General features: G+C 36.8%; 18 protein-coding genes, 1 tRNA gene and 1 other RNA gene. 12 read left to right on the plus strand and 8 right to left on the minus strand.

The annotated features are described in order from the left end of the window. The first annotated feature begins 24 nt into the window (after window positions 1–24). Both R2Q16_RS11355 and R2Q16_RS11360 read left to right on the plus strand, forming a co-directional pair. Window positions 25–528, plus strand: a complete 504-nt coding sequence (locus R2Q16_RS11355; RefSeq protein ID WP_316737145.1) for a cupin domain-containing protein — start codon at window positions 25–27, stop codon at window positions 526–528. 1 nt (window position 529) lies between these two features. Continuing rightward, window positions 530–1576, plus strand: a complete 1047-nt coding sequence (locus R2Q16_RS11360; protein ID WP_316737146.1) for an alpha/beta hydrolase — start codon at window positions 530–532, stop codon at window positions 1574–1576. A gap of 187 nt (window positions 1577–1763) precedes the next feature. Here the strand turns inward: R2Q16_RS11360 and R2Q16_RS11365 are convergent, their stop codons facing one another. Both R2Q16_RS11365 and R2Q16_RS11370 read right to left on the minus strand, forming a co-directional pair. After that, entirely contained in the window at window positions 1764–2309 is a 546-nt protein-coding gene (locus R2Q16_RS11365; RefSeq protein ID WP_316737147.1) for a lipocalin family protein, read from the minus strand. A gap of 149 nt (window positions 2310–2458) precedes the next feature. Next, window positions 2459–2531: transfer RNA gene (locus R2Q16_RS11370), tRNA-Lys, on the minus strand. A 401-nt stretch (window positions 2532–2932) separates the two neighbouring features. On the opposite strand from R2Q16_RS11370, the gene R2Q16_RS11375 reads away from it, so the two are divergent. Together R2Q16_RS11375 and R2Q16_RS11380 are read left to right on the plus strand one after the other, a co-directional pair. Then, window positions 2933–4219 carry a sugar MFS transporter gene (locus R2Q16_RS11375; RefSeq protein WP_316737148.1) on the plus strand — a complete coding sequence of 429 codons (1287 nt, stop codon included), beginning with the start codon at window positions 2933–2935 and terminating at the stop codon, window positions 4217–4219. Window positions 4220–4452: 233 nt separating this feature from the next. Next, window positions 4453–4947, plus strand: coding sequence for an HAD family hydrolase (locus tag R2Q16_RS11380; RefSeq protein WP_316737149.1), 495 nt, complete (start codon window positions 4453–4455; stop codon window positions 4945–4947). A 296-nt stretch (window positions 4948–5243) separates the two neighbouring features. Here the strand turns inward: R2Q16_RS11380 and fsa are convergent, their stop codons facing one another. Continuing rightward, a complete protein-coding gene (gene fsa / locus R2Q16_RS11385) occupies window positions 5244–5903 on the minus strand; it encodes a fructose-6-phosphate aldolase (RefSeq protein WP_316737150.1) in 660 nt (219 codons plus the stop codon). Window positions 5904–5991: 88 nt separating this feature from the next. Then, window positions 5992–6091: signal recognition particle sRNA small type (ffs, locus tag R2Q16_RS11390), an RNA gene on the minus strand. A gap of 757 nt (window positions 6092–6848) precedes the next feature. On the opposite strand from ffs, the gene gltB reads away from it, so the two are divergent. The 3 genes from gltB to R2Q16_RS11405 all read left to right on the plus strand — a co-directional run bounded on the left by gltB (window position 6849) and on the right by R2Q16_RS11405 (window position 14087). Then, window positions 6849–11348 (plus strand): glutamate synthase large subunit, encoded by a 4500-nt coding sequence (gene gltB / locus R2Q16_RS11395; RefSeq protein ID WP_316737151.1) that lies wholly within the window; start codon window positions 6849–6851, stop codon window positions 11346–11348. Between the two features lie 2 nt (window positions 11349–11350). After that, window positions 11351–12817 carry a glutamate synthase subunit beta gene (locus R2Q16_RS11400; RefSeq protein ID WP_316737152.1) on the plus strand — a complete coding sequence of 489 codons (1467 nt, stop codon included), beginning with the start codon at window positions 11351–11353 and terminating at the stop codon, window positions 12815–12817. A gap of 223 nt (window positions 12818–13040) precedes the next feature. Then, complete coding sequence (locus tag R2Q16_RS11405; protein WP_316737153.1) at window positions 13041–14087, plus strand: metallophosphoesterase; 1047 nt, start codon at window positions 13041–13043, stop codon at window positions 14085–14087. On the opposite strand, the gene R2Q16_RS11410 is transcribed toward R2Q16_RS11405, so the two are convergent. Further along, a complete protein-coding gene (locus tag R2Q16_RS11410) occupies window positions 14088–15206 on the minus strand; it encodes a HAMP domain-containing sensor histidine kinase (protein WP_316737154.1) in 1119 nt (372 codons plus the stop codon). It lies immediately after the preceding gene. A gap of 159 nt (window positions 15207–15365) precedes the next feature. Here R2Q16_RS11410 and R2Q16_RS11415 point away from each other — a divergent pair, with 159 nt between their 5' ends. Continuing rightward, complete coding sequence (locus tag R2Q16_RS11415) at window positions 15366–16841, plus strand: glycoside hydrolase family 130 protein (protein WP_316737155.1); 1476 nt, start codon at window positions 15366–15368, stop codon at window positions 16839–16841. A gap of 436 nt (window positions 16842–17277) precedes the next feature. Here the strand turns inward: R2Q16_RS11415 and R2Q16_RS11420 are convergent, their stop codons facing one another. After that, window positions 17278–19548: a glycosyltransferase gene (locus R2Q16_RS11420; protein ID WP_316737156.1), complete on the minus strand. Its 2271-nt coding sequence runs from the start codon at window positions 19546–19548 to the stop codon at window positions 17278–17280. A gap of 123 nt (window positions 19549–19671) precedes the next feature. On the opposite strand from R2Q16_RS11420, the gene R2Q16_RS11425 reads away from it, so the two are divergent. Beyond that, complete coding sequence (locus tag R2Q16_RS11425) at window positions 19672–20442, plus strand: Ku protein (protein WP_316737157.1); 771 nt, start codon at window positions 19672–19674, stop codon at window positions 20440–20442. A gap of 523 nt (window positions 20443–20965) precedes the next feature. On the opposite strand, the gene R2Q16_RS11430 is transcribed toward R2Q16_RS11425, so the two are convergent. Continuing rightward, window positions 20966–22084 (minus strand): alpha/beta hydrolase, encoded by a 1119-nt coding sequence (locus R2Q16_RS11430; protein WP_316737158.1) that lies wholly within the window; start codon window positions 22082–22084, stop codon window positions 20966–20968. A gap of 143 nt (window positions 22085–22227) precedes the next feature. On the opposite strand from R2Q16_RS11430, the gene R2Q16_RS11435 reads away from it, so the two are divergent. Genes R2Q16_RS11435 through R2Q16_RS11445 form a run of 3 tightly spaced genes read left to right on the plus strand, consistent with a single transcriptional unit; the run spans window position 22228 to window position 23583 of the window. Further along, the gene (locus tag R2Q16_RS11435; protein ID WP_316737159.1) at window positions 22228–22590 is read left to right on the plus strand and encodes an STAS/SEC14 domain-containing protein; all 363 of its coding nucleotides are present in this window, start codon (window positions 22228–22230) and stop codon (window positions 22588–22590) included. Window positions 22591–22608: 18 nt separating this feature from the next. Beyond that, the gene (locus tag R2Q16_RS11440) at window positions 22609–22761 is read left to right on the plus strand and encodes a hypothetical protein (protein ID WP_316737160.1); all 153 of its coding nucleotides are present in this window, start codon (window positions 22609–22611) and stop codon (window positions 22759–22761) included. 24 nt (window positions 22762–22785) lie between these two features. Beyond that, window positions 22786–23583: a mechanosensitive ion channel family protein gene (locus tag R2Q16_RS11445; protein ID WP_316737161.1), complete on the plus strand. Its 798-nt coding sequence runs from the start codon at window positions 22786–22788 to the stop codon at window positions 23581–23583. Here R2Q16_RS11445 and R2Q16_RS11450 read toward each other — a convergent pair. Then, window positions 23580–23957, minus strand: a complete 378-nt coding sequence (locus R2Q16_RS11450) for a response regulator transcription factor (RefSeq protein ID WP_316737163.1) — start codon at window positions 23955–23957, stop codon at window positions 23580–23582. The genes R2Q16_RS11445 and R2Q16_RS11450 overlap by 4 nt on opposite strands. Window positions 23958–24056: the final 99 nt, after the last annotated feature.

Genomic DNA, 24056 nt, shown 5'->3' on the forward strand with positions numbered 1-24056 from the left:
ATGTAAGTTTTAACTCAATAATTTATGAAAAATTTTAATAAAATAATCGCAATATCCTTCATTGGATTAATGATTACAGGTTGTAATACAAATAATAAAAATCAAGAAAATATGAAACACGAAAATTCAACAGCTCTTTTTCCAAAAGGGGATAGATTACCGGGGGATTGGTTTACAGGTGAGGCATTTCTGTCTCCTTTAGTAGCAAATGATAAAAACAACGAATTTTCTGCGGGAGCAGTCACATTTGAAATTGGAGCAAGAACCAATTGGCACACGCATCCGAAAGGACAGGTTTTGATTGTAACCGAAGGCATTGGTTTTTATCAGGAAAAGGGAAAACCTGCAAAAATTATCAAAAAAGGTGATGTCGTAAACATACCAGAAAATGTAGAACATTGGCATGGTGCATCAGCAAAAACTTCTATGACACACATTGCAATCACTAATTTCAAAGATAATGTACAGGTTACCTGGTTAAAACCAGTTACGGATGAAGAATTTAATCAAGTTAATACCGAAAAATAAAATGAAAAAATTTGCAATAATTATGGCTATAGTGACATTGTCGATAGGTCAGTTATCAGCACAAGGCAAAAAATCAAACTCAAAAAAAATGGAAGCAGCAGAACATTATACATTCAAATTAAGCGATAAAGTAACCCGACAAAAAGTTAGCTTTAAAAACCGTTACGGAATAACATTATCAGGAGATTTATATCTGCCAAAAAATGCGGGTAGTGAGAAATTAGCAGCATTGGCAATCAGCGGTCCTTTTGGTGCGGTGAAAGAACAATCATCAGGTTTATACGCCAGTCAAATGGCAGAAAGAGGTTTTGCTGTTATCGCCTTTGACCCATCTTACACGGGAGAAAGCAGCGGTGAACCAAGAAATTTAGCATCGCCGGAAATCAATACAGAAGATTTCAGCGCTGCGATTGATTTCTTAGGGTTGCAGAAAAATGTGGACAGAAACAGAATCGGCATTATTGGAATCTGTGGTTTTGGTGGTTTTGCCTTAAATGCAACTGCTGTCGATAAACGTGTGAAAGCCGTTGCGACCACAAGTTTGTACGACATGACAAGAGTAATGTCTAAAGGTTACAACGACGTTGTGACGCTTGACCAGAGAACAAAAACACTAGAAGATTTGAGCCAGCAACGTTGGAAAGATGCTGAAGCCGGAAGTCCAGCAAATGGAAGCAGAAACTTACCGGAAAAATTAACCGGACGCGAACCACAATTTGTAAAAGAATATTTTGATTATTATAGAACGCCAAGAGGTTTCCACGAACGTTCATTAAATTCAAACGGAGCGTGGCTGCTGACCAATCCGATTTCATTTATGAATATGCCAATTTTAAGCTATGTGAAAGAAATTTCTCCAAGACCAATGTTGTTGATTGCAGGAGAAAATGCACACTCTAAATATTTTTCTGAAGATATTTACAAAATGGCTGCAGAACCGAAAGAATTAATGATTATTCCGAATGCAGTTCATGTTGATTTGTATGATAAAGTGGAGGTAATTCCTTTTGAAAAACTGGATAACTTCTTCAAAACGAATTTAAAATAATTGATAGTTATTTTACGTCAACCAGCTATTCGAGATGTTCTGAGAAGGCATCTCGAATGTTTTATTATTCGCATTTGTTATCTTTTCCAAATACTAAAACTTATTCTACCTCATTTAACCTATAGATTCCTCGAAACTCGGAATGACAAATATGTTTTGTGGGGGATACGCAATTGTTAAATTGATTTTATTCTTTATCGTGCTTCGTCCATACCAATTCTTCGGTTTTATAACCAAGTGCTTTTGCCTTTTTTAAATAAGTATTTTTTACAGTTTCAGGAATAGTTTTCGTGCGGGAAAGAATCCAAAGGTAATCCAGGTTGTTTCCGACAACTAATGCATATTTATAATTCGGGTCAATTTCGATAACATTATATCCCGCATAAAAGGGACCAAAAAATGAAACCTTCAAGCGTGCTTCATCAGCGCCTTTAACAAATTTGGCTTTACCAATACTTTGCTTCCATTCATTCTTTACGTAATTATACCCGCGGTTATCCACTTTTATGGTACCATCCTCTTTTTCAGTGTATGTCGCAGTAACGTTATTTAAGTCCTTTTCAAATTTGAAATCCATTCTAGCAATTTCATACCACTTACCAATGTACTTATCTTTTTGAAATGGCTTTACAGCAGTTGCGCCTTTTGGAATAGATACGCTGCAGCTTTGTAAACTCACTACAATGATTGCTAACGTTGCCGCCAGAACTGCATTTCTATAGTTAAATTTCATATTTACGTTTTAAAGAATTTACAACAAAGGCCAGCTGTAAAAGTTTGGGTGTATTAGTTTTTATGTATAGAGCGATATTCAACTTGTTCGAGAATAGGTTTGAGCCCCTTAAAACAAAAAAGCCTCCAACTTTCGTTGAAGGCTTTTTGTGATCCCGCTGGGATTCGAACCCAGGACCACTACATTAAAAGTGTAATGCTCTACCAGCTGAGCTACGGAATCAATTTAAAGTTTTCGTTTAACCGTTTCCTTTAAAGTGGTGCAAATATAGGGTTCTTAGGTATTTCCTGCAAATAAAATATCTTCAAATGTTCTATTCGGTTGATTTAGAGAAAGATTAATTGTTTTTAGCCTGAATTGGTGATGAACATAATGTTTTTGGCTATAATTTAATCATTGAACAAAAGTTTGCGTGCGATGCTAAAATTAAATTTTATAACTATTTATGGAATTTTGAGCGATAAATTTAATTGGTTTTATTGTGTTTTCTAGGATTGTATACTTCAATGTAGCTTGTTTTGGTGATAATTCGTGGTGATTTTAAAATTACACAAACGTTTGATGTGAAAAATATTGAAATTATTGTTTAGTTTGGCAAAATCAATCAAACCAAACAAAATTTTATGTCAGATACTTTGAATTACGGTCAAAATAAAGGGCCGAAGCCGCTAGTTGTTATTTGTGCGCTGTTTTTTATCTTCGGTTTTGTAACCTGGGCTAATGGAACGCTTATTCCTTTCTTTAAGCTTTCATTTGGTTTGTCGGATATTCAGGCTTTCCTGGTTACGTTTGCCTCCTATATGGCCTATTTTTTTCTTGCGCTGCCGTCATCCTGGATACTAAAAAAAGTAGGATTTAAAAATGGAATTATTTTGGGTTTATTTATACTTGCGCTAGGTTCGTTACTTTTTATACCCGCAGCGAAAAGCCGCACATTTGGACTTTTCTTAACCGGAATATTTGTGCAAGGTGCTGCTTTAGCATTACTGCAAACGGCTTCAAATCCTTATTTAACTATAATTGGTCCGATAGAAAGTGCGGCAAAGAGAATCAGCATTGCGGGCATCTGTAATAAGTTTGCCGGGATAATTGTACCCTTTATTATGGGAACATTATTTCTAAAAAATGCTTCAGATATCGAGAAAAAGATCGAAGTCGCTACCGGATTAGCCAAAGAGCAATTGTTAAATGATGTTTTAGGTCGGGTGAATACGCCTTATTTCGTTTTAGCTATTGTTTTTTCAATATTTGCGGCGGTTATCCGATTTACCAATCTACCAGAAGTTCAGGTGGAGGAAGATGTAGTGGATGAGCAGGCGGGTAAGGTTGTTCAGCATAAAAGCATATTTCAATTTCCTCATTTGTTTTTAGGGGCTTTTTGTATTTTCGTTTATGTGGCTGCTGAAGTTATGGCGGGCGATATTATTGGTGTTTATGGTAAGGCATTAGGCATCAGTGCAGACGTTAGTAAGTACTTTACCTCACTTACTCTGGGTGGTATGTTGGTGGGTTACATCATCGGTATTATTGCCATTCCGAAATTCATTTCCCAACAATTTGCCTTGCGTGTTTGTGCAATTTTAGGTTTATTATTTACTGTAATTGCTTATTTAACTTCGGGTTATGTGTCCGTAATTTTTATCGCATTATTAGGTTTAGCCAATTCACTGATGTGGCCGGCTATTTTTCCACTAGGGATAAGTCATTTAGGTAAGTTTACCAAGACGGGTTCGGCAATAATGGTTATGGGGATTGCAGGTGGGGCGATTTGGCCCTTGCTGTATGCATTTATTAAGGATGAGTTGGGGTTAGATTTTCAGCTGGCTTATTTCGTAACCGTGATGCCTTGTTATTTGTACATCCTTTATTTTGCAGTTAAGGGGCATAAAGTGGGATTAAATATTAGGTAGGTTCTTCGACTACGCTCAGCATGCCAGAGGAAGGGTTTTGGGACGATAAAATTATAATGTTTAGTGATGCATGTTGATGAGTTGTTCTTCGACTACGCTCAGAATGACAAAAAAGTAAAATAATATCATTTTAAAGAGGTTCTTCGACTGCAATCAGAATGACAATTGCGAATCTTTCTTATTCGAGTTATTTTCGCTTATTTTGCCAGCAAATTACAATAAAGCAATTCCTAATGAATAAAGCTATTTTTTTAGATCGTGATGGTGTGTTAAATCACGAAATATATGATTACATCTGTCGTGTTGAGGACTTCAAAATTCTGGATTATCAAATACCTGTATTGAAGAAATTTTACGATGAAGGCTATTTGTTGATTGTCATTACAAATCAAGGTGGTATTGCTTTAAAAAGATATACGGAGCAAGAATTGGCAATTATGCACCAGATGCTCAGAAATGCTTTTGTAGCTAAAGGTGCAGATATAGCTGGTTTTTATTATTGTCCGCATCATCCAACAGTTGGTGGCGAGTGTAAATGTCGTAAACCGAAATCGGGTATGTTGTTAGATGCAATTGATATGTATGATATTGACCCTGCTTTATCTGTGATGATTGGTGATAAGCCTCGCGATGTTGAAGCCGCAAACGGAGCAGGAGTGAAGGGAATTTTAATTGAACCTGATGAGCAGATTGTTTATGATAAGGTTAAGGAAGTACTGAATACGTAGGATGGAAAATGGATGATGTAAGATAGATAATGGGTGGGAGGTAATTGGTTCATTAGTCATTAGTTCATTTGTTACTGGTTCATTTGTTTTATTGGAGTTGAAAATTGATTTTTGATAGTTGGTCATTTAAGAATTTGTCTTATCAACGATTGAATAATAAATGAGATTGCTTCGTGCCTCGCAATGACGAGATTTCATAAAAAGAAAAGTCCTGAGTTCATCACTCAGGACTTTTTAGTTTAAAAGCACCTTCTTTAAGCTTTAAGCTTTCGTCTTTAAGCTTTGAGCTTTCAAAATTATTTACCTGCTGCTTTAGCGTGGTCTGCTAAGAAAGTTGCTAAGCCAGAATCCGTTAATGGATGTTTTAATAAACCAACAATCGCTGCCAATGGAGCTGTAATTACATCAGCGCCTAATTTTGCGCAGTTTACGATATGTAATGGTCCGCGGATTGATGCTGCTAAAATTTGAGTTTCATAACCGTAGTTGTCGAAAATAGTTCTGATGTCTTCGATTAAAACTAATCCATCGCTAGAAATATCATCTAAACGACCTAAGAATGGCGAAACGTAAGTTGCACCAGCTTTAGCTGCCAATAATGCTTGTCCGGCTGAGAAGATTAAAGTGCAATTGGTCTTAATTCCTTTTGATGAGAAATATTTAATTGCCTTAACGCCGTCTTTAATCATCGGAACTTTAACAACGATCTTCGGGTTAAGTGCTGCTAAAGCTTCACCTTCTTTAATAATTTCGTCGTATGTTGTTGAGATAACCTCTGCGCTTACGTTATCATCAACGATATCGCAAATTGCTTTGTAGTGGTTAATTACATTTTGGTCGCCTGTAATACCTTCTTTAGCCATTAAGCTAGGGTTGGTGGTCACGCCATCTAAAATACCTAAATCCTGAGCTTCTTTAATCTGGTCAAGATTTGCTGTGTCGATAAAAAATTTCATGTTTATAAATTCTTAAATATTTGAGTTTTGAAAGATTAAACCCTGAAGAATTTAATTCCCCCTTCAGGGGATTAAGGGAAAAGAAAAAAATGGGCAAGCAACTTCTATCGCACCGCTACAACCTTCTACCCTTGCTATGTTCCCATCCTGGGGGAGTTCAAAGGGAGCTGGTCGTAAAAGACTTGCCCGGCACAAAGGTAGAAAAAGATGTTGTTTTGCAAAACCCATTTTCTTAATTTTTTAGTCATTATGGCTATTGCGCTGATTAGTAATTTAATAAAGTTTTAATAGGTAGTAAAATAATGTACATTGTAATAAACTGATATACATTTTAAGTTTCATAGCGCTCTGTTTCTCAACTTCGCTCTAAATGACTAAGCCTATGATTTAACTTCATTTTAATCAGAAGCGCAAAATTTGCGGTTCTTGGCTTAGGTTCTGTCCCGCCAATGCTACAATCTTTTTAAAACTCAGCACAGGAAAATATAAAAGGTTGCTGCAAATAAAAAGTATTTCCGCGAATGTCGGGGCTATTTAACTCCAGATTTATTTTACATCGGTAGGTTTTCATTACCCTAACCTCATATGCAAGTTATTCCGACCGCGGTAAAGAATCTCAAACTGTTTAGCGTAGCTCAATCTTTTTTATTAGGTTTTCAAGGATTAGCATTAAGTATTGTATTTATTTGTAAATAATAAATTTATATTTAAAATTAAAATTAAATCGGTTTAGCTAAGAATTTAGTTGAAAAAGGGGGTTTTTGCTGAAAAACCATCATTATTAAATTAATAATTTTAATCTATATATATTATTAATGTTTTAATCTATTAGTCTTTTTTTACTTAACAACTAAAATAATTCTAAAAATCCTATCAACTATATAATTTGTGATTCATTTTTTTTAACTTAGTGTTTCCTATACACTAACAACTAACGAGCAAAGAATGAAACCAAACAGTGGATTGTATGATGTGCAATTTGAACACGATGCCTGCGGCATTGGGTTTGTTGCGCATGTGAAAGGGAGGAAATCGCATCAAATCATCTCCGATGCACTTACTATTTTAGAGAATCTAGATCATAGAGGGGCAAGTGGAGCAGAACCAAATACTGGCGATGGTGCCGGGATAATGATTCAGATTCCTCACGAATTTTTTTACGATGAATGCCTTAAAGCTGGCTTTAGCCTACCAGAAACCAATAATTACGGTGTGGGTATGCTATTTATGCCAAAGGATATCCGTTCGAGAGAAGAATGCAGAGAGCTTATTTACCGGGCTGCAGAAAAGCTTGGACTAGAAATTTTAGGTTTCAGAAAGGTTGATGTTGATACAACTGATATTGGCAGCATGGCACTTTCTGTTGAACCGGAAATTGAGCAGGTCTTTATCGCTCGTCCTTACGCGGTTAATCCTGGAGCTGATTTTGAGCGCAAGCTTTACATCTTTAAGAATTACCTGATTAAGCTAATTGTAAATACCGTTCATGGTGGTAAGGATTTTTACATTGTTTCCCTTTCTGCACAAACTATTATTTATAAAGGTCAGCTAACTTCTCTACAGGTTCGTACCTATTTTAATGATTTAATTGATAAACGTGTAGTTTCGGCTTTGGGCCTGGTACACTCACGTTTTGCTACAAATACTTTTCCATCGTGGAGATTGGCTCAGCCTTTCCGTTTTATTGCTCACAACGGAGAAATTAATACCTTGCAAGGAAACTTAAACTGGTTTAGGGCCGGTGTTAAATCTTTTGCTTCGGCCTATTTTACACCTGAAGAGTTGGATATGCTTTTGCCGGTAATCGACGAAACCAACTCAGATTCGGGATGTTTGGATAACGTTATCGAATTATTGCTTCATGCAGGCAGAACTTTACCGCATGTTTTAATGATGTTGGTTCCAGAAGCCTGGGATGGTAATGAAGATATGGACCCAATGAAAAAAGCTTTCTACGAGTTTCATGCTACATTAATGGAGCCTTGGGATGGTCCGGCGGCGATTGCCTTTACCGATGGTAAGTTAATCGGTGCAACATTAGATAGAAACGGCTTACGTCCGTCGCGTTATGCAATCACTTCTGATGATCGTGTAATTATGGGTTCGGAAGCTGGTGCATTAGCCATCGACCAAAGTACCATTATCGAAAAAGGTCGTTTAACACCCGGCAAGATGTTCGTTGTGGATATGGAGCAGGGCAGAATCATCAGCGATGATGAGATAAAAACGCAGGTTTGCACAAAAAGTCCTTATGCAGATTGGATTAACCAATATCAAATCCGCCTGGAAGAGCTGCCAGAACCGCGTGTAATGTTTACAGGTTTATCTGATGAGTCTATTTTTAAATATCAGCAGGTTTTTGGTTATAGCAGGGAAGATATCGATTTGCTATTAAAACCAATGGCTATTGATGCTAAGGAGCCAATTGGTTCGATGGGCACAGATACGCCGCTTGCGATTTTATCAAAACGTCCGCAGCATTTATCTAATTACTTTAAGCAGTTATTTGCGCAGGTAACCAATCCGCCAATCGACCCGATTAGGGAAAAAGTGGTGATGAGTTTGGCTAGTTTTATGGGGAGCAACGGAAACTTGTTGGATGAAAATCCTAAGCAAGCGCATTGTGTTGCCATTAAACATCCGATTTTAACTAATCAAGAGTTAGAAAAACTTAGAAGTATTGATACTGGTGTTTTTCAAGCTAAAACCTTACAAACTTATTTTAGAGCCGATGGTAAGCCTGGCGCAATGGCGAAAGCTTTAGACAGGCTTTGCCGCTATGCGGTCGATGCTGTTGAAGATGGTTTTCAGGTAATCGTGTTAACAGATAGAGCAATCGATTCAGAACATGCCGCAATGCCTTCTTTATTGGCAGTTTCTGCTGTTCATCACCATTTAATCCGCAAAGGTTATCGTGGTGCAGTTGGTATTGTTATCGAGGCAGGCGATATTTGGGAAGTTCATCATTTTGCTACTTTGCTTGGTTTTGGTGTTACGGCTATCAATCCTTATTTAGCATTAGAAACGATTAATGGTTTCCAGGAAGAATCAGGTTTATCGGCAGAAAAATTAACCAAGAATTATATTTATGCAGTGAATGCGGGTTTACTTAAAATCTTCTCGAAGATGGGTATCTCGACATTACAATCTTATCAGGGTGCTCAGATTTTTGAAATCCTTGGTTTAAATAAACAAGTTGTTAATACTTATTTTACTGGTGCTGTTTCTCGTGTAGGCGGTTTAGGATTAGATGAAATCGCTAAGGAAACCTTAATTAAACACCACCGCAGTTTTGGTCCGGCTACACAAACCGAAAACTTATTACCAGCTGGTGGAACTTATAAATTCCGCAGAAAAGGTGAAGCGCACTTGTTTAATCCACAAACCATTCACTTATTGCAGAATGCAACACGTAGAAATGACTACAATGTATTTAAGCAATATTCGAAATTGGTAAATGAGCAAACGCAGCAGGCTTACACCATTCGTGGCTTATTTGAATTTAATTACAGCAGAACTCCGGTTTCATTGAGTGAAGTAGAATCTACTGAATCAATTTTGAAAAGATTTGCAACAGGCGCAATGTCTTTCGGTTCAATTTCTCACGAAGCACATTCAACTTTAGCCATCGCGATGAATCGCATTGGCGGAAAAAGCAATACCGGAGAGGGTGGTGAAGATGAAATGCGCTATACTAAAATGGAAAACGGTGACAGTATGCGTTCGGCAATTAAGCAAGTTGCATCGGCACGTTTTGGTGTTACAAGTTACTATTTAACCAATGCCGATGAGTTACAGATTAAAATGGCTCAAGGTGCTAAGCCTGGAGAGGGTGGACAATTACCAGGCGATAAAGTGGATGATTGGATTGCAAAAGTTCGTCACTCTACACCGGGTGTTGGTTTAATTTCACCTCCGCCACACCATGATATTTATTCAATCGAAGATTTAGCACAGCTGATTTACGATTTAAAAAATGCAAACCGTGCGGCCAGAATCAATGTGAAATTAGTTTCTAAAGCTGGCGTTGGTACAATTGCAGCCGGTGTGGCTAAAGCACATGCCGATGTAATTTTGGTTTCAGGTTTTGATGGCGGAACGGGTGCATCGCCTTTAACTTCTATTCAACACGCAGGTTTACCCTGGGAATTAGGTTTAGCAGAAGCACATCAAACATTAGTTAAAAACAGGTTGCGTAACAGAATCGTTTTACAAACGGATGGCCAGTTAAAAACCGGTAGAGATATTGCCATTGCAGCTTTATTGGGTGCTGAGGAGTGGGGCGTTGCTACTGCTGCCTTAGTTACAGCAGGTTGTATTATGATGCGTAAATGTCATTTAAATACTTGCCCGGTTGGTGTAGCTACGCAAGACCCTGAATTAAGAAAACTATTTAGTGGTGATGCAGACCATGTTGTAAATCTATTCCACTTCTTAGCGGAAGAATTGCGTGAGATTATGGCTGAATTAGGTTTCAGAACCATTCACGAAATGGTTGGGCAAGCAGACATTTTAAAAGTTCGCGAATTACCTGAAGAGGATTGGAAGTTGAAGTATTTGGATTTATCGGCTATTCTTTTCAAAGCAGAAGATAATGGATTGCCATTATTTAATACTGAAGAACAAGATCATGGTTTAGCACATGTTTTAGATCACCAGTTGATTGCAGCAGCTCAACCCGCGATACAGCATAACGAACCGGTTTTTGCAAGTTTCAATGTTAAAAACACCGACCGTTCTTTGGGTACGATGTTATCTAATGAAATATCGAAAGTACATTTAAGCGCAGGCTTACCGCCTGATACCATTAACTTTAAATTTATCGGCTCTGCCGGACAGAGTTTTGGTGCTTTTAATACAAAAGGGGTAACCTTATCGCTAGAAGGCGAAGCGAATGATTACGTTGGAAAAGGCTTATCAGGTGCTCGTTTGGCCATCTATCCCTTCTCAAATTCTACCTTCGTTCCGGAGCAGAATATTATTATTGGTAACGTTGCGCTTTATGGTGCTACATCAGGAGAATTGTTTGCAAGAGGTAAAGCAGGCGAAAGGTTCGCAGTGCGTAACTCTGGTGCTACGGCAGTTGTAGAAGGTGTAGGCGACCACGGTTGCGAATACATGACTGGTGGCGAAGTTTTAATACTTGGCGATACAGGAAGTAACTTTGCAGCAGGTATGAGTGGCGGTGTGGCTTGGATATATGATGTTAATAAAACATTTGCTAGAAAATGTAATAAAGAAATGGTGGATTTAGACCCGCTTCAAGCTGAAGACGAAGAAAGAATATTAGCATTACTTAAAGCGCATATTCGATTGACTGACAGTAAGGTTGCTGAGTTTATTTTAAGTGATTGGAAAACTCAATCAAATCATTTCGTGAAGGTATTCCCGAAAGAATACAAAGCGGTGTTAGCAAAACGTAGTCAACAAGTTAAAACACACTAGCCATGGGAAAAGTAACAGGATTTCAAGAATACGACAGAGTTGCGCCCACTAGAGAAGAGGCTAAAACTCGTGTTAAACATTATGGTGAATTTTTAAATGAATTACCATCATCAGAATTAAACAGACAAGCTGCCCGTTGTATGGATTGCGGCGTTCCGTTCTGTCAATCGGGTTGCCCACTAGGTAACGTGATTCCGGAATTTAACGATGCCGTTTACCAGGGCAAATGGGAGCAAGCTGCAAATATTTTATTAAGCACCAACAATTTTCCTGAATTTACAGGAAGGATTTGTCCGGCACCATGTGAATCAGCTTGTGTATTGGGCATTAATCGCCCTCCTGTTTCTATTGAAGAAATTGAGAAGCACATTATCGAAATTGCATTCGACAAAGGTTACATTAAAGCGAAAGCACCATTAATTCGCACCGGTAAAAAAGTTGCGGTTATAGGTTCTGGTCCTGCTGGAATGGCAGCGGCAGCACAGTTAAATAAAGCCGGGCACGAAGTAACTGTTTTTGAGCGTGATGATGCTCCAGGTGGTTTATTGCGTTATGGCATTCCGGATTTCAAACTTCAAAAAGATGTTGTCGATAGACGCATCGATTTGATGAAGGAAGAAGGTATCATTTTTAAATGCAATGCAAATGTTGGCGAAAATGTAGAAATCAGCACGCTATTAAGAGATTTCAATGCAATTGTTTTAGCTGGAGGTTCAACTATTCCAAGAGATTTACCAATTCCAGGCAGAGCAGCTAAAGGTGTGCATTATGCTATGGATTTCTTAAAGCAGCAAAATAAACGCGTTGCTAACAGGTACGTGCTTTCGGAAAACATTATGGCTACAGGTAAAAATGTAATCGTTATCGGTGGTGGCGATACAGGTTCGGATTGTATTGGAACTTCGAACCGTCATGGTGCGAAATCCGTTACTCAATTTGAAATTATGCCGATGCCACCGCAAGCAAGAACAGAAAATATGCCTTGGCCAAATTATCCAATGTTATTGAAAAATACTTCGTCGCATGAAGAAGGCGCTCAAAGGGCGTGGTCGGTAAATACCAAAAACTTTATTGCAGATGAAGATGGAAATTTAAAAGCTTTAAAAGTGGTTGATGTAGAGTGGGAAATTGATGCAAATGGAAGACCAGTAACCTTTAAGGAAGTTGCCGGAACAGAAAGAGATTTACCTTGCGAATTGGTTTTGTTGGCGATGGGTTTCTTACATCCACAGAAAGAAGGCTTAATTGAAAAATTAGGTGTTGAGTTGGATAACAGGGGGAATGTAAAGGCTTCTGAGCATACTTACCAAACCAATATTGCTAAAATATTTGCTGCTGGTGATGTTCGCCGCGGACAATCATTAGTGGTTTGGGCAATTTCTGAGGGCAGGGAAGCTGCCCGCAAAGTTGATGAATATTTAATGGGTAAAACCAAATTGCCATCGAAAGATGCCATTGCATACGCATAATTCTAACCTAAATAATTCAAACCGGAGGCTGCATTAATTGCAGCCTTTTTTTTACCTTGGTTTTTGGTTTTCGTCATTCTGATACATGAAGCAAAACCTTCACATTTCCTATAAAATTAGATTGCTTCGTACCTCGCAATGACGGCTTTAACTTTATATTTAAGCAACTATAGAATTTATGCGACACCTGCTTCAACGTTTATTAAGTAATTGGGTAATTCGAATGTCGAACAAGTTCGGCTCTAGACCTAATGCAGCAAGAATAAACGAAGCTTTAACCAAGCTTTATGGTAAAATTAACAGCGGCGATGGGAAAAGAGGTTTGATATTTAATGCTGACGTCAACCAAAAATATATCATCTTTTCCGATCAGCATAAAGGGGCAAGAGATTTTGCAGATGATTTTTCACTTGCTGAAAAGAACTACCTTAAAGCTTTATCATTTTACAATCAAGAGGGGTTTCATTATTTAAATTTAGGCGATAGCGAAGAACTTTGGGAGAATTTACTGGAGTCTGTTATCAAGCATAATAAGGATACATTTAATGCTGAACGTATGTTTATCGAGCGGGATGCTTTTACTAAAATCTTCGGCAACCACGATTTGTATTGGGATAACGATCCGTTATCATCCTTTAACCTAAATAGAATTTACAGCAAAAGCATTCGGATTTATGAGGGGGCGATTTTAAGATTCATCATAGGAAATAAAAAACTGGATATCTTTTTAACCCATGGGCACCAGGGAGATCTGCAAAGCGACGGTAATTGGTTCAGTAAATGGTTTGTGAGTACCGTTTGGGCGCCATTGCAATCTTATCTTAAGATAAACCCTAACACACCAGCTTATGATAATCAATTAAAAACGGTTCATAATGCAATGATGTATAATTGGGTAGAAAAGGAGCAAAACATTGCGCTCATTACCGGACATACGCATCAGCCCGTATTTGCATCATTAACACATCTCGAACGGCTTTATTATAAAATCCAAACAGCCGAAGAACGGAATGATGTAGCTCAAATTAGTTTGCTAAAAGCAGAACTTAACAAACTTATTGGAAAGGGTGAAGAAATGCCACCACTAAAAAAATATAAATCTGCCTATTTTAATACGGGTTGCTGTTGCTTTAACGACGGTGATATAACAGGAATCGAAATCGAAAATGGTTTTATCCGATTGATAAAATGGTCGTACAAAAATCGTAAAGATTCGGAGCGTGTTGTGCTGGAGGAAATGAATTTAGCAACCGTAGCCGATTTAGCCTGATTATTTTATTGGCAGCTCTATAAAGAAGGTTGCGCCTTTATCCTTACCATCACTTTCTGCCCAAAGTTTACCCTTATGTAAATCAACAAGCGTTTTGGCTAATATTAAACCCAAAACTTCATGGCTATGTGCTTTTTCGGTTGCATGATTAAATTTAGCAAACTTGATAAACAGTCTTTCTAAATCAGTTTCTAAAATTCCAATACCATTATCTTGAATAGAGATATGGAGCATGCTTTCTGTTAACCACGATCTGAGCTTAATTTCTCCGTTAGGATTTGAAAACTTGATTGCATTTTCAATAAGTTCCTCCACAATCATGTAAAGTTTAGATTCATCGCCATAAACTTCAGCAATTTCTGGTGAATCGATAATTAAGTTTAGGTTTTCTGCTTTAAGTCTTGTGTCAAAATCATTGCTAATCTTCTTAAATATCTGATTAAAATCAACCTTGGCTTTTTGAAGTTTTACAGCAGCATTTTCGCTTCGGGCTGTGCTTACAATGTTATTTAAACTATCTACAATATTTATCGATTGTGCATTAATTTTTCCAGCAATCATTTTGGTTCTTTCATTCAGGCCAGGCATTTTACCGACCAATTCAGATTGTAGCGAAATTGTCGTCATTGGGTTTTTCAAATCATGCACCATCATATTTACACGATTATCCTGCGCCCGCATGGTGGTTCTCATGGCAAGTCTGCTCTCTAGCTTGTCAATAACTAAACTGGCTAACATTTTAAGCATTTCAATTTGATGTTGAGCTGGTTTGTTCTGTTTATCGTTCATCAATCTAATTGAGCCAACGATGAAACCTTCAGGTGTAACCAACGGCGCAAAGATGAAATCTTCTACAATTGTTATTTCAGTATTTAGGATTGCTTTTCTATATAAATCAATGGTCTGTTCCGGATGTTTTCCTACAATGGCTTTATGGAAAACATAATCTGCATCAATAAAAAAAATGGTTGCATTTTCGACGTTAAAAACCTCTGCTGCAAGTTTAGCCAGTGTATCAAAAACAAATTCAGGTTTGGTATCTAAAATTTCGTAGCGTTCTAGTTTCTTTAAACGTTTTGCTTCTTCACTTGATAAATCGGTTTCTAAAATTCCAGCCATGTTAAGAGAATATTTTAAGGATTTTAAAGTTAAAGATTATTATGAGAAATCAGTTGAACGAGTAAATCATTTGAAACAATTCCACCTCGAAATTAGTTACTAATAAATTGAAGAATAGGTGTGGAGTGAATATAATTTATCGCCTAAAAAATACATACAATGAGGTTACATATAGAACGGAAATCAGTAAAAGTTAATCCGGATACGAAAAGGGTTATTGCCCGATTTTTTTTTAACGGAGAAGAACGAGCGTTAGAAGTAATTAGAAAGGTTTTAGAATTTTCTGAAGATAAGGTTTTTTCGCTTGTTTCGCCCATTTTGCAAGAGTATTCTAAAAGGCATAGGAACATTACCAAAATCTTAAACAGGCACTGTAAGAAGCTAAAAAAGCAGCTCAATGCTTTAAATGTTGATTTGGAAGATTTGTATCCTTACACCAAGTTATTAATCGGTGCATACTTTACTCACGAATATTCAATTGAATCTGCTGCATTTTTTAATCCAAGTATTATAGATGATCCAGACCAAACTGATTTGGTTGAAGGTGAAAAAAGAGTTATCATAAGCTTTCGTGCTGTAGGTGAAGGTCACATTTCTTCTATTGTATTTAGGCGGGCCTTAATCGATGCCAAGAATAATATATCTGTTTTACCTGTAGGTAATTATGTAGATGAAGCTGAAGTAATTCGCAATGCGATTTATGTGAAAAAACTATTCCTCAAAAAAGCGGCCTATGCACAGATTGACCCATCAGTTTTAGAGGAAATGGAATCTAAATTAGATGACAAATTTGAATACACCAGCCTAAGTAATCTGATTAAAGATTCTAAAACGCTGCATAAAGAAAATCCAACCCGGTTAATTGAATATGATAAAGTTCTATGGCTCTCTGATACTTACCACACCATCAGTTTTTCAAAAGATACCGATTTATCCGACCGGGTAATTTTCCCGATTTCGGAATTTGAAAGGAAAGGTATTGAAGATGCCCGTTTCGTTAAATTCATAAAAGATGATGGAAAAGTAGTTTACTATGCAACTTATACAGCATTTGATGGCTCTTTAATTATTCCGAAACTGGTGCAAACGGAAGATTTTTATGAGTTTAAAGTTATTCCACTTTATGGCGATGGTGCACAAAATAAAAACCTGGCTTTGTTCCCGCGTAAAATCAACGGCAAATATGTAATGATGAGTAGGATAGACGGTTGGAACAATTACCTAATGTTTTCCGATAAAATTAACGTTTGGGAAAATCCAATACTACTTAAACAGCCGCGTTATGATTGGGATTTGGTTCAAATCGGCAATTGTGGTTCGCCTATTGAAACCGATAAAGGATGGATTTTAATGACACATGGTGTTGGTCCGATGCGCAGGTATTGCATAGGTGTAAGTTTGTTGGATTTGGAAGATCCAAGTAAGGAAATTGGTCATTTAAAAGAACCATTAATTATTCCGAATGGCGATGAACGTGAAGGTTATGTGCCAAATGTGGTTTATTCTTGCGGTTCAATCATCAGTAATGGAGAATTGATTATTCCTTACGGTTTGTCAGATTACAGTTCGTCGTTTGCTACGGTAAACCTGGAATTGCTCTTGAATAAATTGTTGGAGAATAATGCAGAAGGATAAATTTTAAGCATTAAAATAACAATTGTTCTCAGTGTTAGTTTGTCGAAAACTCTCTACACGAAAGAAGATGTCCTTTGAATACTTATCCCGAAACTTCGGAAATCTCTAATCCTTATTAAGTTCAAAGATTTCTCGGCTTCGCTCGAGATGACGGTTTAACCAGTCGGATTTTTGTAAATTTCAACATGGCTTTTGGTGGTCGTCATTTCGATTGAAGCGCAGCGAAACAGAGAAATCTTTGGAATCAGTTTTAATCTTACAATTTAATTTGTTAAAGAGTTAGATAGAGAATTTAATTCAAGATTAAAAATCCTCAATATTAAACTCCGAAATGTCTTCTTGAATATCTCAGAGCGCTATCAATCTTATAGATTTTCATAAAAACGAAAAGCCGGATTTTTTATACTCCGGCTTTTTATATTCACATTAAAAATTTTTAGCAAACCTTTTCTACGTTTACCAATGGCGATGACAGGCTTTGAAATTCAATTTCTGCTGCCTTTAAAACAGTTAAGTGTGATATGAAATAGGCTAAGGTACTTTCTGCGCCCTGATTTCTATTCACGCTGTTAAACTGAAGTCCATCGGCACAGCCATGTGTTTCAAAATCGTATAGTGGAATGTGCAAACTATTTTTGCCCAAAAACCATTCGTAGCTGATGTGCATTAAATTAAGGTATTTATTGTCTTTAGTAACTTCGAATGCCTTATAGTAAAGCAATACCATTGCCATAGTTTCAAGCGCTTGTTGGTCGTATACCGGATTTTTGCCGTGTTTTTTCATCCAGCCAGCATTTCCGACAGGATTTAAATAACCATTTTCAAAGGAGAAGCTATTCAAAAATTCTATAGATTCCATTGCGACTTCAAAAGATTCCAGGTTTCCTGTCGCCTCATAATGACTTAGTAAAGCCAAAGGTAGAATCGCATTATCGTAGGTTAAAATATCTTCAAACCAATGCCACTCCCCATCCTTATTTTTACGGTACGCCTCAATCAAAGTAGCAGATAAGCGATTGATTTCATCAATCAGCAATTCATCTCCATCATGGGCATTCAAATAATAGTTTATGCCAATTACAGTGTTTGCAATAGAACGAATATATTTTAAATCTTTAAAGTGAGGCACAGCATTGGCGAAAAGTTCTCTCCCAAACTCCCGGTAGGAATTATTTGGTGCAGCACAAATCAAATAACCTAAAGACCAAATGGTTCGTCCGAAAGAATCTTCAGAGCCAACTTCATCTAGGTAATTTCTGTTGAAACTTAAAAAGTTTCTAAAATTACCATCCTCACGTTGCATATATTGGATAAAACTCAAATACACAGGCATCAATTTCAATGCTTTTTGGTTCTTATCTTGCTCATAAGCCAAAAGCGATAAAATCAAAGCTCTGGAATTATCATCAATGCAATAACCCTCTTTAAGATTTGGAATCCCAAATTTAGCATGTTGAATAATTCCGGTGTCGTCTGTTAATAAAGCAATGTGGCTTAAATTTAAAGCCGGCATACTATCAACATCAATTATCGGAGGAATTGTTCTTTTTGGTTTTTTAACCTCTTTAATCGCTTCGTTTAATGTTTCAATATATACATCTCCAGTTGCCGGCCATCTTAGTTTTAAGCCGTATTGGTAAGCATTTTCTTTTAGTTGGCGGTGTTTTTCTTCATCCTCCAGAAGTGAATTTGCAATTTCTGCCAATTGTTCATCATTCTTAAAATCGAATATCTTACCCCGGTTATCCGCCAATAATTCTTGCGCATGCCAATAAGGTGTTGAAATTACTGCAGCACCTGCACCCACTGCATAAGATAAAGTTCCACTTGTAATTTGTGCTTCATTTAAATAAGGCGTTATGTATAAATAACAAGCAGTTAAATATTGGTGAAGCTCAGTTTCTGAAACAAATTTATTTACAAAAGCGATGTTATTTTCTACACCCAATTTTTTGGCTAATGCTTTTAAACTATCGCGGTATTCCTCTCCGTTATGTTTTACAACACCAGGATGCGTATTACCTAAAATTACATACAACACATCAGGGTGTTTTTTTACGATTGATGGAAGCGCCTTAATAACCGTTTCCAAACCTTTGTTGCGACTGATTAAACCGAAAGTAAAAAGCACTTTTCTGTTTTTAAATAAATCGCTTTGCAATAATTCGTTATTTTCAGATGGTTCTAAATCAGGAACACCATGCTCAATCAGCTGTATTTGTGCTGATGGTATTTGATAAATGCTGGTCAGGAATAGTACAGCTTTTTTGCTCATCACCACAATTTTAGCCGCTTTTGCTGCAATTTCTTTAATTATGGTTTGTTGCATAAAGTTTGGTTCTTTCAAAACCGTATGCAAAACTGTAATAAATGGTTTCTTTAAATTATTAATCAGTGATAAAAGAAATACACCGCTATTGCCCCCAAAAATGCCAAATTCATGTTCAATAATGCAAGCATCAACTTCGCTATCATTTATAAATTTTGCGGCTTCCAGATAATCGTGTTGGTTTTGCTGACGAATCACAAACTTCACCTCATTCGGATATTGATGTTCGTTTAAATCATCAGATTCGTTCATTGCAACAATAAAACTTTTGTCGGCTTCATATGCCGAATTTAAAGATAAGGCATTAACCAAATTTTGGTTAAAAGTGGCAAGTCCGCATTCGCGAGGGGGATAGGTGGATATATAGGCAATTTTCATAATTCAAGGGATAGATACTTTGATAACATGATTCATTTAAAATAGTTTGGTTAGCGAAGAATATGACATTTCTACCCCAAAACAATATGAATTAATAGCTTGTTTGTTGATTAAAAGAAAGGTATGAGATCGATTTGGAAAGGTTCAATTGGGTTTGGACTGGTAAATATCCCAGTGAAGCTATTTTCTGGTGTTCAAAGCAGTAATCTTGATTTAGATATGCTTGATGAACGCGATCATGCAAAAATCAAATATTTAAGGGTTAATGAAAATACCCATAAGGAAGTTCCTTTCGAAAAAATTGTGAAAGGACATTTTTTGAAGGATAAATATATTATCCTTGAAAAACATGATTTTGAAGAAGCTGCACCAGAGAAAACAAAGATAATTGAGCTGGAAAATTTCGTTGATATTAAAGAAATTAACCCAATTTATTACGAAACATCCTATTATACCGAGCCAGAAAAGCAGGGTAGGAAAGCTTATGCTTTATTGCTCAAGGCTTTGGAAAAATCGGGTAAGGCAGGCGTTGCCCGTTTCGTACTGCGAAATAATGAAAACCTCTGCGTTATTCATCCAATGGATGGCGTAATTGTGATTACTAAAATCCGTTTTGAACAAGAAATCAGAAGTTTATCAGATGTTAATAAAGTAACCGATATTAACATTACCAAAAAGGAAATGGACGTTGGACTTGCCTTAATTAAACAATATTCGAGTAAGTTTGATTTAAGTTCATTCAAGGATGAATACCACAATGAACTTTTAAAAATCATCAAAGCTAAGGCAAAAGGAAAGCGTGCCACCGTTAAGAAAATGAAACCTCAAAAAGCCAGCAGCGATGATTTATATGATCAATTAATGCAAAGTTTGGGCTCGAAGAAAGGAGCTTAAAGGATTGTTTAACTGCTCAAATTGTTGAATTGCTGGATTGTTTAATTGTTTGAATTGCTTAAATATTGAATTAAGCATAATTTCGATAAACGCAAGAAGCTTTATTCTTTATTAGTATTGCTGCGGACCGCGAAGTAGCTACGAAGTAAATTTTTAAATGGGTTTACAGAAAGGTTAATTAGAGGCAATATTCAATTTCTTATTTTTTGAAAAGCAAAGCCTGAAATCAAATTTATGTACGTCCAGCTTTGTGCTCATGCGCCTGCAGGCCTTAGCCACAAGGCCGGTATCCGCTGCAATCTGGTTTAGGAAGTTAATTTGTGCCGTGAAATCTGGATTTTCACTATAATTTCATCAATTAATAGAGTTTTGTCATTCTGAGCTTGTCGAAGGTCTTTTAATAAACGTTTCGACAAGCTCAACGTGACAGTTGAACATAATATAGAACTCTGTCATTCTGAGCTTGTCGAAGAACTTTTAATAATATTTCGACAAGCTCAATCTGACAAATATTTATGCGTTTTTATTTAAATGCTGCTTTCAGTTGTTCAGCGGCATAAGCTTGCGCTTCTTTGGCCTCAGGAATTAATAAAGCCATTCCAAAAAACTCATGTGTAACGCCTTCATAATTTCTACTATTTACTTTTACGCCTGCGGCTGATAGTTTATTCGCTAACATTGTACCATCATCATGCAAAGGATCAATCTCTGCTGTAATAATAGTTGTCGGTGGTAAACCTTGAAGTTTTGCATTTACAAGAGAAATTTTGGGATTCTGCGCTTCAACCATCGTATTCAAATATTTCTCGGTAAACCAAGTCATCATTGCTTTGTTTAATGGTTTCGCTTCCGCATACATTTTGTAAGATTCTGTTTCCATATTCGCTTGCGCAATTGGGTAAACCAAAACCTGGTGAACAGGAACCATTATTTTTTTATCACGAGCCATAATAGAAACATTGGCTGCCAAATTTCCACCTGCACTTTCGCCAACTACAGCGATTTTAGCAGGATCGCCTTTTAAACTTGCGGCATTTTTAACTACCCATTCGTAAGCAGCAAAAGCATCATTATGTGCCGTTGGAAATTTATTTTCAGGTGCCAATCTGTATGCTACAGAAACGACTACAGCATTAACTTGTTCGGCTAAAGCTTGTGCAGAAGCATTGTAGACATCAAGATCTGCAATTACAAATCCACCACCGTGATAATAAACAATTATCGGATAAGGACCTTTTGCTTCTTTTGGCGTATAAATTCGGGCATGGATTTTTGCGCCGTTAATATCAATATCTTTTCCAACGGTATCAACCATAGGTGCAGGAATGGCAATGTTATTCGCCGATGCTAAATCCATAACCGCATCTGTAGGTGTATGGTTTTTGCGTGCATCAACAGCGCTTAAAGTTTCAAGTGGTTTATCACCATAACTTACCAGTTTCTCTATAACCGCCTGCATTTCTGGTTTTATGGTTTTACCCCATTCCGGCGGCGGACCAGCTGGTTTTAATGATGAAGTTGCGGAAGAATCTGTTAATGTTGAATCGGCTGTAGTGGAAGTATTTGAATCATTGCTACATGCCGATACTGTTATCGCTAAAGCTACAATAGCTGTTGGCCATTTTAATAAATTACATTTCATAGGGTTAATTTTTTATTGTTTTGAAATTCTGAATGATAACATTATCAACTAGATAAGTGTTTGGCGAGCTTTACAACTTTTTAGAATTGAGGCAATTTCCAAACATCTTTTATTAAGGATTGTTCTATTGATAAACTCAATCTATGTTAACTGAAATTACAGGTTTACCAGACAATATTTTTGCAGTTCGGGCAACTGGTACCGTAAATAGCGATGATATAAAGGATGTTTTGCTACCGGGATTAAAAAGAACGGCAGAGAATTTCGATGAAATACGCTACCTACTTTTATTGGAAACCGATGTGAAAAAATTCACAGCGGGTGCATTTGTTCAAGATGTGAAGGCTGGTTTAGAGAACTTCACGAAGTGGAAAAAAATAGCAGTTGTAAGTCATGAAACAGGCGTTGAATGGTTCACAGATATATTTACCATCGCTACATCAGGAAGTTCGAAGGGATTTAAACCCGATGAACTCGAAGAAGCAATTGCATGGCTTAAAGTTTAATTGTAATCGATATACGTTATGAAAAATTCAAAAACATCAGCAGAAAGCAATAAAGCTACTGCATCAAAAACATCAAAAGCTAAAGGTGCTGATGATAAGGTAACATCAGCGAAAGATGCTAAAAAAGTAAATGTTGAGAAAGAAGCTCCATCAAAACACAAGAAACCATAATTAAAAAGCGCAATCGCTAGTTTTATGAATTTAGATGCAAGTAAATTTTATAATAAAGCAACAAATTGGATAATTGATAAAGGCCCAGAAGTGCTTTTAGGTATTACCGTTCTGATAATCGGTTTTTGGCTGATTAAGTTATTAGGGCGCTGGTTAAAAAACGGCATGAACCGAAAAGATGTTAATCCATCGCTGAGGCCATTTCTTACCAGTTTAGTTCTAATTGCACTTAGAATATTACTGATTTTAACTGTAATGCAAATTATAGGCTTGCAGTTAACTTTCTTAACCGTTTTAATTGGTGGTATTGGCGTAGCCGCAGGTTTGGCACTTTCGGGTACTTTACAAAACTTTGCCAGTGGCGTACTTATTTTACTACTTAAGCCATTTGTTGTAGGTGATAATATTTTGGCCCAAGGGCAAGAAGGAACGGTCACTTCAATTCAAATTTTCTACACTATTGTTACCACTTTTGATAATCGTTCGGTAGTTATTCCGAATGGAAAATTATCAAACGAGGTGATTATTAACATTAGCAGGCAGGGTAGCCGGCGATTGGATATAGAAATGAAGTTTAATTACGGCATTGATTTTAACAAAGTTGAAGAGATTTTTAACAAGACGGTTGATGAATTTAAAGAATGTTTAAATACACCAAGCAGAAGAATAGGTGTTTCTACGCTTGAAGATGGCGGATATAAGGTTGCTTTAAATGTTTGGGTTAATGCGCACGGTTTTACAGACACAAAACTATCGTTCCAAAAAGAGCTGATGCAAAACCTGAAAGAAGGAGGCCTGAAATTACCTGGAATGACTGATTAAGCGTCTGATTTTTTTAGCAAGGCGTAAATTTTATCCATAAGCTCGTCAATATTAAAAGGCTTAGCCATAAAATCATCGGCAGCAACATCATCAAGCATATAATTTCCAGAATTGTATCTGGCAGAAATCATTAAAACCGGAATGTGTTTAGTTTCAGTAGTTTCTTTTAGTTCTTTAAGTAAAACCCTTCCATCAATATCCGGAAGCATAATATCCATGATGATTACATCTGGTTTAAAAGAATTTACCCGTTCAATAAAGTCGGCACCCTTATTTAAGCCTTCAACATCAAAAGCCTCACTTTCAAGAATAAGTGTTATAACATCTAGAATTGCATGGTTATCTTCAACAACCAGAATATTTTTTTTAGCCAACGGGATGAATTTAAATTTTCAACAAATATATAATAAAAAATAAACCGCAAAACTATAATGCATTATTTACTCTATTTAGATGTTGATGGTTGTAAATTC

It is taken from the genome of Pedobacter aquatilis, assembly GCF_032678425.1.
GTDB classification, from domain to species: domain Bacteria; phylum Bacteroidota; class Bacteroidia; order Sphingobacteriales; family Sphingobacteriaceae; genus Pedobacter; species Pedobacter aquatilis_B.